The organism is Bacillus sp. EU55 (assembly GCF_038005925.1).
GTDB lineage: Bacteria > Bacillota > Bacilli > Bacillales > Bacillaceae > Bacillus > Bacillus velezensis.
In genome coordinates, this window is sequence record NZ_JBBOUE010000001.1 from 1,604,748 (window position 1) to 1,619,586 (window position 14,839).

At 46.4% G+C, this 14,839-nt stretch carries 11 protein-coding genes and 1 pseudogene; 10 read left to right on the top strand and 2 right to left on the bottom strand.

Going from position 1 to position 14,839, the window contains the following annotated elements; all coding sequences use genetic code 11:
• The first annotated feature begins 32 nt into the window (after positions 1 to 32).
• The 4 genes from glsA (at position 33) to pyc (ending at position 6,289) form a co-directional block, all read left to right on the top strand.
• A complete protein-coding gene (gene glsA, locus NYE50_RS08345; RefSeq protein WP_021493728.1) occupies positions 33 to 962 on the top strand; it encodes a glutaminase A in 930 nt (309 codons plus the stop codon).
• 107 nt (positions 963 to 1,069) lie between these two features.
• A complete protein-coding gene (locus NYE50_RS08350) occupies positions 1,070 to 1,351 on the top strand; it encodes a YlaN family protein (RefSeq protein ID WP_003154494.1) in 282 nt (93 codons plus the stop codon).
• Positions 1,352 to 1,555: 204 nt separating this feature from the next.
• Complete coding sequence (locus NYE50_RS08355; protein ID WP_159354124.1) at positions 1,556 to 2,767, top strand: FtsW/RodA/SpoVE family cell cycle protein; 1,212 nt, start codon at positions 1,556 to 1,558, stop codon at positions 2,765 to 2,767.
• A gap of 75 nt (positions 2,768 to 2,842) precedes the next feature.
• Complete coding sequence (pyc, locus tag NYE50_RS08360; protein ID WP_159354125.1) at positions 2,843 to 6,289, top strand: pyruvate carboxylase; 3,447 nt, start codon at positions 2,843 to 2,845, stop codon at positions 6,287 to 6,289.
• A gap of 98 nt (positions 6,290 to 6,387) precedes the next feature.
• On the opposite strand, the gene ctaA is transcribed toward pyc, so the two are convergent.
• A complete protein-coding gene (ctaA, locus tag NYE50_RS08365) occupies positions 6,388 to 7,314 on the bottom strand; it encodes a heme A synthase CtaA (RefSeq protein WP_017417720.1) in 927 nt (308 codons plus the stop codon).
• 343 nt (positions 7,315 to 7,657) lie between these two features.
• On the opposite strand from ctaA, the gene cyoE reads away from it, so the two are divergent.
• From cyoE to ctaG, 6 genes are all read left to right on the top strand, one after another.
• On the top strand, positions 7,658 to 8,575 hold the full coding sequence (gene cyoE / locus NYE50_RS08370) for a heme o synthase (RefSeq protein ID WP_003154486.1): 918 nt from the start codon (positions 7,658 to 7,660) through the stop codon (positions 8,573 to 8,575).
• Between the two features lie 217 nt (positions 8,576 to 8,792).
• The gene (gene coxB, locus NYE50_RS08375) at positions 8,793 to 9,863 is read left to right on the top strand and encodes a cytochrome c oxidase subunit II (RefSeq protein WP_172869239.1); all 1,071 of its coding nucleotides are present in this window, start codon (positions 8,793 to 8,795) and stop codon (positions 9,861 to 9,863) included.
• A gap of 31 nt (positions 9,864 to 9,894) precedes the next feature.
• Complete coding sequence (gene ctaD, locus NYE50_RS08380) at positions 9,895 to 11,763, top strand: cytochrome c oxidase subunit I (protein WP_172869242.1); 1,869 nt, start codon at positions 9,895 to 9,897, stop codon at positions 11,761 to 11,763.
• Entirely contained in the window at positions 11,763 to 12,386 is a 624-nt protein-coding gene (gene ctaE, locus NYE50_RS08385) for a cytochrome c oxidase subunit III (protein WP_003154482.1), read from the top strand. The genes ctaD and ctaE overlap by 1 nt, the downstream gene beginning before the upstream one ends.
• 2 nt (positions 12,387 to 12,388) lie before the next feature.
• Positions 12,389 to 12,721, top strand: a complete 333-nt coding sequence (gene ctaF / locus NYE50_RS08390; protein ID WP_007409686.1) for a cytochrome c oxidase subunit IVB — start codon at positions 12,389 to 12,391, stop codon at positions 12,719 to 12,721.
• 24 nt (positions 12,722 to 12,745) lie between these two features.
• Positions 12,746 to 13,630, top strand: a complete 885-nt coding sequence (gene ctaG / locus NYE50_RS08395) for a cytochrome c oxidase assembly factor CtaG (protein WP_025649488.1) — start codon at positions 12,746 to 12,748, stop codon at positions 13,628 to 13,630.
• A gap of 57 nt (positions 13,631 to 13,687) precedes the next feature.
• On the opposite strand, the pseudogene NYE50_RS08400 reads toward ctaG, so the two are convergent.
• Positions 13,688 to 14,839, bottom strand: a pseudogene (locus NYE50_RS08400) (IS3 family transposase).

The window sequence follows — 14,839 nt, forward strand, 5'->3', positions numbered from 1 at the left end:
TATACAACGGCAGCGAAGTGAGGATGATCGACATGGTATGCCGGCATTACCAAGAGCTGGACGCATTAGTTCAGGAAGCGAAAAAAAGGACCGAAGAAGGCAAAGTGGCAGACTATATTCCGGCTCTGGCTGAATCTGAACAAGACAGCCTTTCGGTCACGATTTATCATGCGGAAAATACATGTCTGACGGCAGGTGACGCCGACCGGACATTTACGCTGCAGAGCATTTCGAAAGTGCTTTCTCTGGCGCTCGTACTGATGGATTACGGAAAGGAAAAGGTGTTCAGCTGCGTGGGTCAGGAGCCGACCGGCGACCCGTTTAATTCCATGATTAAGCTTGAAACAATGAATCCGGGCAAGCCTTTAAATCCGATGATTAATGCGGGAGCTCTCATCGTTACGGGTTTAATTAAAGGGCATTCGCCGAAAGACCGCCTGGATTACCTGCTCGGATTCATCAGAAGACTTGCGAATAATCAGGACATTACATATTGCAGCCATGTCGCGGAATCGGAATTCAAATCTTCCATGATTAATCGGGCCATGTGTTATTACATGAAGCAGTATGACATTTTTAAAGGCGATGTTGAAGAGGTCATGGATTTGTATACAAAACAGTGCGCGATTAAGATGAGCAGTCTGGACTTAGCCAAAATCGGCTGCGTATTCGCCCTTGACGGCAAGCATCCGGAAACCGGGGAGCAGGTCATTAAAAAAGATGTGGCGAGAATCTGCAAGACGTTTATGGTGACCTGCGGCATGTACAATGCGAGCGGGGAATTCGCGATTAAGGTCGGCATTCCCGCTAAAAGCGGCGTTTCGGGAGGAATCATGGGCATTTCGCCGTACAACTTCGGAATCGGTATATTCGGCCCGGCGCTTGATGAAAAAGGCAACAGCATCGCGGGTGTGAAGCTTTTGGAAATCATGTCTGAGAAATACAGGCTGAGTATTTTTTGAAACATTTTTTATCATAACATCTGCTTAAATCCTCTTGCAATTTCACCTGATACCCTTTATGATAAATAGAAGAATTAGGTACTCGCCTGGGGAACGGAGGGATACTTTTGGCTTCAGAGATTATAGTCGACCATCAGCAGAAAGCATTCGAGCTGTTGAAGTTAGATGCTGAGAAGATTTTGAAGCTGATCCGAGTACAAATGGATAACTTAACGATGCCTCAATGTCCTCTGTATGAAGAGGTCTTGGATACTCAGATGTTCGGACTGTCGAGGGAAATCGATTTTGCTGTCCGCCTGGGATTAGTTGACGAAAACGACGGCAAAGAGCTGCTGGACAGACTTGAAAGAGAACTGTCTGCTTTGCATGACGCGTTTACAGGAAAATAAATGATCAAACTCAAACTATTCAACGGTTTGGGTTTTTTTATAACCGTAAACCGTTTTTTTGCATCTTCTTTTCGTAAGACGGTCTCTTAATCTGCATTTCATCCGAAAAACTATAAAGAAACTGCGTAAATTGTTTATGAATTATAGTAAAATATAATACGCAATAGGTATTAAACGTAAGCTTTAAGCAGGAAAGAGGATGTTATGTTTAAAAGAATGTTAAAATCTTACGATTATTCATTGATATGCGCTATCATTCTGCTGTGCAGTTTCGGATTGGTAATGGTATACAGCTCAAGCATGATTACCGCCGTTATGCGTTACGGCGTGAGCAGCGACTATTTCTTTAAACGGCAGCTGTTCGCCGTCATCGCGGGGGTTGTGCTGTTTATTATCGCGGCCGTTTTTCCGTACAAAGTGTTCGCCCATCAAAAGATTCAGAAATTCATACTGCTTGCCTCAGTGGCTGCGCTTTGCGCGCTGTTTGTTTTCGGACATGTTGCCGGAAACGCGCAAAGCTGGTTTAAAATCGGCGGAATGGCCATTCAGCCGGGGGAATTTGTCAAGCTGACCCTGATACTGTACCTTGCCGCGGTATACGCAAAGAAACAAAGCTATATCGATCAGCTTTTGACGGGGGTTGCGCCGCCGGTGATCGTCACCGTAGTCATTTGTGCGCTTATCGCCATTCAGCCTGACTTCGGAACGGCGATGATTATCGGTCTGATCGCGCTTTGCGTCATTATGTGTTCGGGATTCAGCGGAAGGACCCTGCTCAAGCTGGTTCTCATGGCGGGAATCGTATTACTCCTTGTCAGCCCGATCATCTATCTGAAATGGGACGATATTTTGACACCCGGGCGTATGAGCCGGTTTGAAAGCCTTGAAAATCCCTTTAAATACGCCAGCACATCAGGCCTGCAGATTATAAATTCGTATTATGCGATCGGCTCAGGCGGTTTTTTCGGTCTCGGTCTTGGAGAAAGCATTCAAAAATACGGTTATCTGCCTGAATCGCATACAGACTTTATTATGGCGGTTATTTCAGAGGAGCTCGGCATTTTCGGCGTCCTGTTTGTCATTGTGCTGCTGGCTTTTGTCGTGTTAAAAGGTTTTTATATTGCGAGAAAATGTGAAGATCCGTTCGGAAGCCTTTTGGCAATCGGGATATCCAGCATGATTGCGATTCAGACCTTTATCAATCTCGGCGGTGTCAGCGGTTTAATTCCGATCACAGGTGTTCCGCTGCCGTTTATCAGCTACGGGGGCTCATCAATGTTTTTGTTATTAATGAGTGCCGGTATATTGGTGAATGTCAGCATGCATGTCAAGTACTCAGAAAAGAAGAAAAAGAGGGAGCCCGTTCCGTCTAAGGGGGTAAAAAGACGGCAGACGGAAAAATCTGTGTATCTCTAAAAAACAAGTGTATACACAGCACGGATATTCCTTTATTATAAACTACATATTTATTAGGCCAAGGGGGAGAAAAGTTTGTCACAACAATCCATCCAAAAAGTGTTAGTAGCAAACAGGGGAGAAATTGCGATCCGGATTTTCCGGGCGTGCACAGAATTGAACATCAGAACGGTAGCCGTTTATTCAAAAGAAGATTCAGGCTCCTATCATCGCTATAAAGCGGATGAAGCTTATCTTGTGGGAGAAGGCAAAAAACCGATTGACGCGTATCTTGATATTGAAGGGATTATTGAGATCGCAAAAAGAAACGGCGTTGATGCCATTCATCCGGGCTACGGATTTCTCTCTGAAAATATCCAATTTGCGAGGCGCTGTGAAGAAGAGGGCATCGTATTTATCGGACCGACGTCAGCGCATTTGGATATGTTCGGAGATAAGGTAAAGGCGAGGGAGCAGGCAGAAAAAGCCGGCATCCCCGTTATTCCGGGGAGTGACGGACCGGCTGAAACATTAAAAGATGTCGAACAATTCGCAAAAGTCCACGGATTTCCGTTTATTATTAAAGCATCGCTCGGAGGCGGAGGCCGCGGAATGAGAATCGTCCGAAGCGAAAGCGAATTGAAAGAATCGTTTGAGCGGGCCAAATCAGAAGCGAAAGCCGCATTCGGAAACGATGAAGTGTATGTTGAAAAACTGATCGAAAATCCTAAGCATATTGAAGTTCAGGTGATCGGAGATAAAGAAGGCAATGTCGTCCATCTGTATGAGCGGGACTGTTCCGTTCAGAGACGCCATCAAAAGGTCATTGAGGTGGCGCCGAGTGTATCTTTGCAGCCTGAATTAAGGGACGAAATCTGTGAAGCGGCTGTCGCGCTTGCGAAAAATGTCGGCTATATCAACGCGGGGACCGTGGAATTTCTCGTAGCGGGCGGTGAATTTTACTTTATTGAAGTGAACCCGCGCGTGCAAGTGGAGCATACGATTACGGAAATGATAACGGGGGTTGATATCGTTCAGACGCAAATCCTCGTCGCGCAGGGCCACGGACTGCACAGCCGTGCCGTCAATATCCCAGAGCAGAAAGACATTTTTACAAACGGGTATGCGATCCAATCACGTGTGACCACTGAAGATCCGCTGAATGACTTTATGCCTGACACGGGTAAAATTATGGCTTACCGCTCAGGCGGCGGCTTCGGCGTCCGCCTTGATACGGGAAACAGCTTCCAGGGCGCCGTCATTACGCCTTATTATGATTCATTGCTTGTCAAGCTGTCGACATGGGCGCTGACGTTTGAACAGGCATCAGCGAAAATGGTCCGCAACCTGCAGGAATTCAGGATAAGGGGCATTAAGACCAATATTCCGTTTCTTGAAAACGTGGCAAAGCATGAAAAATTCCTGACGGGCCAATATGACACATCGTTTATCGACACAACGCCTGAGCTGTTTGTTTTCCCAAAACAGAAGGACCGCGGAACAAAAATGCTTTCCTATATCGGCAATGTCACGGTGAACGGTTTTCCGGGAATCGGGAAAAAAGAAAAACCTGCATTTGATAAGCCTCAGACCGTTACGTTAGGTATCGAAGAAAAGCCGGCAAGCGGTACGAAACAGATCCTTGATGAAAGAGGCGCTGAGGGGCTTGCAGACTGGGTGAAAGAGCAAAAAGCCGTGCTACTGACCGATACAACGTTCAGGGATGCCCATCAGTCCCTGCTTGCAACCCGGATCAGATCCAATGATTTGAAAAAAATCGCGAATCCTACGGCTGCCTTGTGGCCTGAACTGTTCAGCCTTGAAATGTGGGGAGGCGCGACATTTGATGTAGCGTACCGTTTCTTAAAAGAAGATCCTTGGAAACGCCTTGAAGATCTCCGCAAGGAAGTGCCGAACACATTGTTCCAGATGCTGCTTCGTTCATCAAATGCCGTCGGTTATACAAACTATCCGGACAATGTCATCCAAAAATTTGTCCGGCAGTCAGCGGAGTCAGGTATTGACGTATTCCGGATCTTTGACAGCCTGAACTGGGTAAAAGGGATGACGCTGGCCATCGATGCCGTCCGTGAAACCGGAAAAGTGGCGGAGGCTGCGATTTGTTACACGGGAGATATTCTTGATAAGACCCGGACGAAATATGATTTGCAATATTATCTTTCTATGGCGAAAGAGCTTGAGGCGTCTGGTGCGCACATTCTCGGCATTAAAGACATGGCCGGTCTTTTGAAACCTCAAGCCGCATACGAACTTATCTCAGCGCTGAAGGAAACGATTGATATTCCCGTTCATCTTCACACGCATGATACGAGCGGCAATGGCGTCTTTCTCTATGCTAAAGCTGTTGAAGCGGGTGTGGACATCGTGGATGTCGCCGTCAGCTCAATGGCGGGTCTGACTTCACAGCCGAGCGCAAGCGGATTTTATCATGCCCTTGAAGGAAACAGCCGCCGTCCTGAAATGGATGTCCGGCAGGTGGAAAGACTGTCGCAATACTGGGAATCCGTCCGTCAGTATTACAGTGAATTTGAAAGCGGGATGAAGTCTCCGCATACTGAGATTTATAATCATGAAATGCCGGGCGGCCAGTACAGCAATCTGCAGCAGCAGGCAAAAGGAGTCGGCCTGGGTGATCGCTGGAATGAGGTGAAAGACATGTACAGCGTCGTCAACCGCATGTTCGGCGACGTCGTGAAAGTAACACCTTCTTCCAAAGTCGTCGGAGATATGGCGCTTTACATGGTGCAAAACAATTTAACAGAACAAGATGTTTATGATAAAGGCGAAACGCTTGATTTTCCGGATTCAGTCGTTGAGCTCTTTAAAGGGCAGATCGGCCAGCCGCACGGCGGATTTCCGGAAAAACTGCAAAAGCTCGTTCTGAAAGGACAGACGCCGATCACGGTAAGACCGGGTGAGCTGCTTGAACCGGTATCTTTTGAAGGTATTAAAGAAGAATGGAAAGAAACACATCAGATGGAATTGAGTGATCAGGACGCAATCGCGTATGCTCTTTATCCGAAGGTGTTTACTGAATATGTTAAAACGGCGGAACGCTTCGGTGATATTTCCGTATTGGACACACCGACTTTCTTCTACGGCATGACACTCGGTGAAGAAATCGAAGTGGAAATCGAGCGCGGAAAAACGCTGATCGTGAAGCTTGTATCTATCGGTGAACCGCAGCCAGATGCGACACGTGTCGTTTATTTCGAATTGAACGGCCAGCCGCGCGAGGTGGTCATTAAAGATGAAAGCATTAAATCGTCCGTACAGGAAAAATTAAAAGCAGATCGGACAAACCCAAGCCACATTGCGGCATCCATGCCGGGAACCGTCATTAAATTGTTAACGGAAACCGGGGCAAAGGTAAATAAAGGCGATCATCTGATGATTAATGAAGCGATGAAAATGGAGACGACGGTACAGGCGCCGTTCTCCGGGACGATACAGCAGATTCATGTGAAAAACGGTGAACCGATTCAGACAGGTGATTTACTGATCGAAATTGAAAAAGCGTAAAAAATGAACATGAAAAAACCTGATCCTCCCCCGTGTGCGATCAGGTTTTTTATATGTAAAAAGGCCGAAGCTCTAATGCTTCGGCCTTTTCATGTGCCTCAGATGTTCCGCTGTTTTGATTCATAGCGGAAGCGGGCGATTAATAATAAGAAATAGCATAAGACGCCGAACAGGCCGGCAATAAAGAGCGAATGGGCAAGTGCAAAACCGGTGGCCATTTCTGAATAAACAACCATGATTCCGGACAGCGCCTGTAATAAAACAAAGACAAGAGCCGCTATCCAGCCTCCAAGAATCTGTTTTTGATCTTTGTAGGAGCGCACCGCATGCGCAAAAGCGACAAGAATCCATACGAACAGAAGCAGTGCTGCCGTTCTGTGGCCCATCTGCACATATTCCTGAAAATGGGACGGAAGCCCGTGATTCAGCCTGCTGCAAAGCGGAACGTCAGGGCAGGCAAGGCTTGATTTCGTATGGCGCACATAAGCCCCCGTATAAACGACGATATACGTGTAAATCGAAAGGCCGATCATATGAAACTGCATTTTCCTGCCGATTCTGAGCGGCTTGACGAGCTTTTTGTCTGATTTATCAGCTTCAAATATGAGCAGCGTCAAAATCAGAACAGAAGCGAAAGAAATCAGCGATATGCCGAAATGAAGCGCCATAACGAGCGCATTTGATCCGAAAACAACCGCTAATGCGCCGAGAAGCGCCTGTAAAAACAAAAAGATAATGGACATAATGGCGAGAAAGGTTGTTTCACGGAAAACAGGCGTGACTTTTCTCCATGCCCAAAAAGCGAGACTCAGCACGAGAACGATTGAGACACCGCTTGCGAGTCTGTGGCTCCATTCAATGATAGAAGCGGCGTTAAGCTCCGGGAAAAACCGGCCGTGGCAAAGCGGCCACTGCCTTCCGCAACCGAGACCCGATCCTGTCTTTGTGACAAGAGCGCCGCCGATCAGCACGACGAGCATAACGAATGTCGTCAGTACGCCGAGCGCTTTCAAAGCTTTATTCATTTTACATTCACCTTCTTAACAAACTGGACAAAATGATATACGTACCAAGTGTAAGCGAATATGTGTTTTGTGGCAATTCTCAATTCTGTTTGTTCACAAAAATATAATAGAATCAGGACTTCTTAGATAATGGGGTTGATTATTCCAGATGGGTCTGATAGAAATAAAGTAACCGCTTTATTAAGAAACCGGCGGATTTGGTAAAATTCATAAAAAGTTCACAAATAAATTCCTGTTTCTCGTTTAATATTTAAGAGGATGTTTTTTTACAGGTCATTATCTTGTATGATAGAGTTGCAGGTCTTAAAAAACCTGCTTTAGGTTTGTAAGGGAGGTTTACGTTATGGCTAATTCCAGAATTTTAAACGATACAGCTATAGACGGACAGATTGAAGAGACGACGGCATGGAAGGATTTCCTTTCGCTTATCAAAATAGGAATCGTCAATTCGAATTTAATTACGACTTTTACCGGCATGTGGCTTGCGTTACATATATCCGGTCTGAGTTTTTTAGGCAATTTAAACACCGTGCTTCTTACATTAATAGGATCTTCTTTGATCATCGCCGGTTCTTGTGCGGTTAACAACTATTACGATCGTGATATTGATCATTTAATGGAACGCACGAAAGTAAGACCGACGGTAACCGGAAAGATTCAGCCGAATCAAGCGCTGTGGTCAGGAATTTTACTCATTGCTTTAGGACTTATCATGCTTTTGATGACCACCGTGATGGCAGCAGTCATCGGTTTTATCGGCGTGTTTACGTACGTTGTTCTTTATACAATGTGGACGAAACGCCGTTATACGATTAATACGGTTGTCGGAAGTGTATCAGGCGCCGTGCCGCCGTTAATCGGCTGGACAGCGGTTGAAGGGCACATCGGTGTTGTCGCGTGGGTTTTATTCATGATTTTATTCATCTGGCAGATTCCGCACTTTTTAGCGCTTGCGATTAAAAAGACGGAAGATTACAGAGCAGCGAATATTCCGATGCTTCCGGTAGTGCACGGCTTTGAAGTGACGAAAAGACAGATTATCGTCTGGGTCGCATGCCTGCTGCCGCTTCCGTTTTTCCTCGGCAGTCTCGGTCTTCCGATCGTCATTCTCGGCACTTTGCTGAATGTCGGATGGCTTGTTCTCGGACTGATGGGATTCCGCATGAAAAACATCATGAAGTGGGCAACTCTTATGTTTGTCTATTCGCTTAATTACATGACCATTTATTTTGTAGCGATGGTGGTCTTCACGCTGTTTTAATTGAATAATGAGCTTGTTTGATCGCCAAAACAAACAATGACAACTAGTAAACGCCGCCTTGACCTTTTGTTTAATCAGGCGGCTTTGCTTTTATACATAGATGGAATTTTAAGTAAAAAATCTCATATTTTAAGAAATGAGGAAATGAAGTATTTCGGCTGGAAGCAGATTTACTGCTTGTGCATCTCGTACTGATTCAAAAAAGGGGTTGGGTGAAATGTTAAAGCGTTGGCGTCTTTTATCATTATTAGCCTTAGTGCCGCTTTTATTGAGCGGCTGTGGAAAACCGTTTCTGTCCACACTCAAGCCTGCCGGCGAAGTGGCTGATAAACAATATGATCTGACGGTGCTCAGCACACTTATCATGGTTGTCGTCGTTGCGGTCGTAGCAGTTATTTTCTTTTACGTCATTGTGAGATTCAGACGGTCGCGTGTAGGGGAAGACACGATACCGAAACAGGTGGAGGGGAACCGTTTTTTAGAAATCACCTGGACCGTTATTCCGATCCTGCTTCTGATTATTCTTGTCATTCCGGTTGTCATCGACACATTGGCGCTGGCGGATACGTCGCCGATGGATAAGAAAAACCGTAAAGCAGAGGATGCGCTCGTGATTAATGTAAGGGCGAATTTATACTGGTGGGAATTCGAGTATCCTGATTACGGGTTTGTGACAAGTCAGGAGCTGATCGTTCCCACAGATGAACGCGTCTATTTCAAGCTGAAGTCCTCAGATGTGAAACACTCTTTCTGGATTCCGTCAGCCGGGGGGAAAATCGATACGAATACGGATAATGACAATACTTTCTTTCTGACCTTCGATTCTAAACGCAGCAAAGAAGCGGGAGAATATTTCTTCGGGAAATGCGCAGAGCTGTGCGGACCTTCACATGCGCTGATGGATTTCAAAGTGAAACCGCTGCCGTCAAAAGAATTTAAACAATGGACGAAAGCGATGAAAAATTATAAGCATACAACAGATTCCGGTTTAGCCGCGCAAGGAGAAGAGCTCTTTAAGGAAAAAAACTGCCTGAGCTGTCATGCGGTTGAGCCCAATGATAAACGGGCTGAAGCGGCAAGAACGGCTCCGAACCTCGCTACCTTCGGTGAGCGGGTCAAAGTGGCCGGCATTAAGGATGCGAATAAAGAGAATATAAAAGCCTGGCTGAAAAATCCGGACAGCATTAAACCGGGCAATAAAATGACAGGCACTTATCCGAAGCTCTCGAACGCTGAAACGGATGCGCTGTATGAATATTTAAAAGGGCTGAAAGCGGAGAACAAGTGAGGACAGGGAGATATCAGGGGGGAGGTCGTAAATGATGAATACGCTTACAGGAAAGCAAAGAAAAAGCTCTTTGCTTTGGGATTATTTGACGACGGTTGACCATAAGAAAATCGCGATTTTATATATGATCGCCGGGGGATTTTTCTTCGTCGTCGGCGGACTTGAGGCCATGCTTATCAGGATTCAGCTCTTGAGGCCGGGGAACGATTTTATGGGTGCGCAGCAGTTTAATGAAATTATGACGATGCACGGTACGACAATGATCTTCCTGGCGGCGATGCCGTTGTTATTCGGGCTGATGAACGCGGTTGTGCCGCTGCAGATCGGGGCGCGTGACGTATCGTTCCCATTTTTGAATGCGCTCGGATTTTGGCTGTTTTTCTTCGGAGGCATCTTTTTGAATCTGAGCTGGTTTTTAGGGGGCGCTCCTGATGCAGGATGGACGTCGTACGCGTCGCTTGCGCTGAATTCGAAAGGGCACGGGATAGACTTTTTCGTGCTCGGCCTGCAAATATCAGGCTTAGGTACGCTGATTGCGGGGATCAATTTTCTCGCCACGATTATTAATATGAGGGCGCCGGGTTTGACGTATATGAGATTGCCGCTGTTTACGTGGACGACATTTGTGGCGTCGGCACTCATTTTATTCGCATTTCCTCCGCTCACCGTCGGTTTGGCGCTGATGATGCTGGATCGTTTGTTCGGAACGAATTTCTTTAATCCTGAATTGGGCGGCAATACGATAATCTGGGAGCATCTGTTTTGGATTTTCGGGCATCCGGAAGTATACATTTTAATTCTTCCCGCCTTTGGGATTTTTTCAGAAATCATTCCCGTATTTGCGAGGAAACGTCTGTTCGGTTATTCGTCTATGGTCTTTGCGATCGTGCTGATCGGCTTTCTCGGGTTCATGGTTTGGGTTCACCACATGTTTACGACGGGACTCGGACCGATCGCTAATGCGATATTTGCGGTTGCGACGATGGCGATCGCGGTGCCTACGGGCATTAAAATTTTCAACTGGCTTTTGACCATCTGGGGAGGAAATGTCAAATTCACGACGCCTATGCTGTATGCCGTCGCCTTTATTCCTTCTTTCGTACTCGGAGGAGTCACGGGTGTCATGCTGGCGGCCGCAGCGGCAGATTATCAGTTCCATGATACGTATTTTGTCGTAGCGCATTTCCACTATGTCATTATCGGCGGCGTTGTGTTCGGCATCCTGGCGGGCGTGCATTTCTGGTGGCCGAAAATGTTCGGGAAGGTGCTTCATGAAACGATGGGGAAAATTTCGTTCGTCTTATTTTTTATCGGGTTTCATCTTACCTTCTTCATTCAGCATTTCCTCGGCTTGATGGGAATGCCGCGTCGCGTTTACACATATCTGCCCGGCCAGGGGCTTGATACCGGCAACCTGATCAGTTCAATCGGCGCGTTTTTCATGGCGGGCGCGGCTGTTTTACTCGTCGTCAATATTATTTATACCTCAATAAAGGGGAAATACGTCGGGAACGACCCGTGGCTGGACGGTCGTACGCTTGAATGGGCGGTCTCTTCGCCGCCGCCGGAATATAATTTTAAACAGCTTCCGTTTGTCCGGGGACTTGACCCGCTGTGGATTGAAAAGCAGGCCGGAAATGAAGGGATGGCGCCTGCAGAGCCTGTAGAGGACATTCATATGCCGAACGGCTCCATCATGCCGTTTATCATATCTTTCGGGCTGTTTGTCGCAGCGTTTGGGTTTTTATACCACTCCGATTATTCATGGGGGCTTCCGGTTATCTTCATAGGGCTCGGCATCACATTCTTTACCATGCTGCTTCGCTCTGTGGTCGATGATTACGGCTATCATATTCACAAAGAAGATCTGCCGAATGATGATAAAGGGGTGAAGGCGTAATGCAGCTGCAGGAAAAAATGACGGCTGAAACCTTTCCGGCTTCTCCTGAAAAAGCAACGCTGGAGGGGAAAAATAAGTTTTTGGGATTTTGGCTGTTTCTCGGCGGCGAAACGGTTCTGTTCGCCTCGCTATTTGCGACATTTCTTGCTTTACGGGAATCTAAAGCCGGAGGGCCGTCAACGGCTGAGATGTTTGAGCTGCCGATCGTGTTTATCGCGACGATGCTTCTTTTAACGAGCAGCTTAACGAGTGTGTATGCGATGTATCATATGAAAAATTTCTCCTTTAAAAAAATGCAGGTGTGGCTTTTGGTTACCGTTTTATTGGGAGCAGGATTTTTAGGGGTAGAAATCTATGAATTTATGCATTACACTCACGAATTCGGCTTTACCATTACAAGCTCTGCGCTCGGCTCAGCGTTTTACACGCTGGTCGGCACACACGGAGCACACGTGGCGTTCGGGCTGTTGTGGATCAGCGCGCTTATGATCCGGAATGCGAAAAGAGGGCTCAGCCTTTATAATGCGCCGAAATATTATGTGGCCAGCTTATATTGGCATTTTATCGATGTCGTGTGGGTCTTTATCTTTACCGTTGTATATTTGATGGGGATGGTGGGATAACGATGGACGATAACAAAAACAGAGGGACTGTCAGTACGGATCTCGAATATCGGAAAAAGAAAAATGCCGAGGAGATGAAATATCAGGTCATATCCTTCGGTTTGATGATCGGCCTTACGCTTGTCGCGTTTTTGACGGTGGCTGCTGACGGCATTGCCGGATGGTTTACGATGCCGTTTCTGATCCTGCTTGCGGTCATCCAGGTCATCTTTCAGCTGTTTTACTTTATGCATATGAGCCAGAAGGGGCATGAAGCGCCGTCATTATTTCTGTATTCGGGAATATTTGTCGCGTTTATCACCGTGCTTGCATTTGTCACGATTATTTGGTGGTAATCGGGGCGGCGGGGAGTGAGAGATTTGATTAATTTGGAAATGTTCGGGTTTCGCGCAATGTGGAGCCCGTATCTGTTTTGCATAACTGCCGTGATAACAGGTGTTTACTTTTACTGGTGCAGCCGGCATAAAGGACGTGTGGCCGCTAAGGAGAAGGTGCTGTTTGTGCTTTCCGCGCTGTTTTTTTACACGGCTGCGGGAAGTCCGGTTGATTTATTGGGCCATGTGATGTTCAGCGCCCATATGACGCAGATGGCGGTTCTGTTTTTAGTCGTACCGCCGCTGTTGATTTCCGGAATTCCCGGCTGGGCATGGAAAAAACTGATCTTCCGTCCTGTCGTAAAGCCGCTGTTTTCGTTCTTTTCAATGCCGCTTATCGCATTAGTGCTGTTTAACGGTATTTTTTCACTGTATCACATCCCGTTTATATTTGATTTCGTCAAAACGGATTCGCTGTATCACACGCTGATGAACGGACTCATCTTTGTAACGGCGTTTTTTATGTGGTGGCCGCTTGTGCATAAGGTGGACGGTCTGCCCCGTCTCAGCGGTTTAATGAAGCTGGGGTATATTATGGCAGACGGGATTCTGTTAACGCCGGCCTGCGCGCTCATTATGTTCAGCGGGGCGCCCATGTATGCCACGTATACAGATCCGGCGGCTTGGGCCGAAGCAATGAAGCTTTGCGTTCCTTTAGATTTGCTGGAGGAGATTCCTTTATCCGGACCGGAGATGTTTAACACGCTGCCTCCTCTGGAAGATCAGCAGCTTGGGGCAGTGCTGATGAAAATCATTCAAGAGGCGGTCTACGGAACATATTTGGCTGTCATCTTTTTTCAGTGGGTCAGAACGGAACGGGAAAAAGATACGCTGTCAGAGCCGCCGTATATCGAGCATACCGTCTCATAAAAAAAGTACAGCAGAATGGGACTGACCCCCGTTTTTGAGACAGGGATCAAAACACCTTTAAGCAGCCAGCTGTCGGTATGTGACCGGCGGCTGGTTGTTTAGTTTCGTTTGAATACGAATGTTGTTATAATAGTATATATAGGTTTCGACAGTTTGCTCTACGATGGTCGTCGTAGTGCTTTCCAACCTGTCGAGGTAGAACGTTTCAGACTTTAGTGAGGAATGAAACGATTCGATGGAGGCATTATCAGCGGGTGTCCCTTTACGGGACATGCTCATGGTAATGCCTTTTGTTTTAACAGCTTTCTGATACTCATAAGATGTATAAACAGAACCTTGGTCACTATGTAACACGCAGTTCTCTGGCAGTACGGGCAGCTGATCAAGTGTGTGTAAGACAAAATCTGTGTCCTGTCTATCGCCAATCGTAAAAGCAATCACTTCTCCATTGTATAAATCCAATATACTGGAAAGATACAATTGTTTCTGCCCATAAGGCAAATATGTGATATCCGTTACTAGCTTTTCCAGAGGGCGATCAGACTGAAAGTTTCGATCCAATATATTCTCGGCCACGGCATATGGCTGCCCATTCTTCTTGCGCCCTTTTCACCTTAACCCGGCATTGCCACTAATTTTTCTGCATAATGCGCTGAACCGTTTTATGATTCATACGCATTCCCTTTTTTAATATGGCTGTGATTTTCCGATAGCCATATCGATACTTATGTTCTCGGCACAACGTGCCGATTTGTTTTTCTAAATGGTATTTAGGGTTATCTTTCATCAGATTCTTCTTCCAACGATAATAAGATGCTCGTGAGATACCTAAATGAATACAGATATCCTGTATGGTCATTGTGCCGCGCAATGCTTCTACAAGCTCGACTGGCGTTTCGCTATCAGCTTCCTTTCCAATTCGTTGTACTTTTTTAACACTTCATTCTGTTGTCTCAGATAACGATTTTCTGCCTGCAGTTTCTCTAATTCGGAAGAATACTCTGGACCTTTTCCATAAGAATATTGCTTTCCGACAGGTTGTTCGAATCGATGTGTGTCCCCAGCTTTATACCACCTGACCCATGTCTGCACCTGCGTCTTATTCTTTATATTCAATTCCTGCATGATCTCCTTCACAGGCACGCCCGCCAATCTCATTTCTACAGCCTTCTGTTTGACTTCAACCGGATAACTCACTCTTGCCCTCAT

Coding starts and splice junctions, on each gene's coding strand:
- cyoE (WP_003154486.1), top strand. CDS start 7,658: ATGGCTAATTCCAGAATTTTAAACGATACAGCTATAGACGGACAGATT.
- ctaF (WP_007409686.1), top strand. CDS start 12,389: ATGGACGATAACAAAAACAGAGGGACTGTCAGTACGGATCTCGAATAT.
- ctaD (WP_172869242.1), top strand. CDS start 9,895: ATGATGAATACGCTTACAGGAAAGCAAAGAAAAAGCTCTTTGCTTTGG.
- NYE50_RS08355 (WP_159354124.1), top strand. CDS start 1,556: ATGTTTAAAAGAATGTTAAAATCTTACGATTATTCATTGATATGCGCT.
- glsA (WP_021493728.1), top strand. CDS start 33: ATGGTATGCCGGCATTACCAAGAGCTGGACGCATTAGTTCAGGAAGCG.
- ctaE (WP_003154482.1), top strand. CDS start 11,763: ATGCAGCTGCAGGAAAAAATGACGGCTGAAACCTTTCCGGCTTCTCCT.
- coxB (WP_172869239.1), top strand. CDS start 8,793: ATGTTAAAGCGTTGGCGTCTTTTATCATTATTAGCCTTAGTGCCGCTT.
- ctaA (WP_017417720.1), bottom strand. CDS start 7,314: ATGAATAAAGCTTTGAAAGCGCTCGGCGTACTGACGACATTCGTTATG.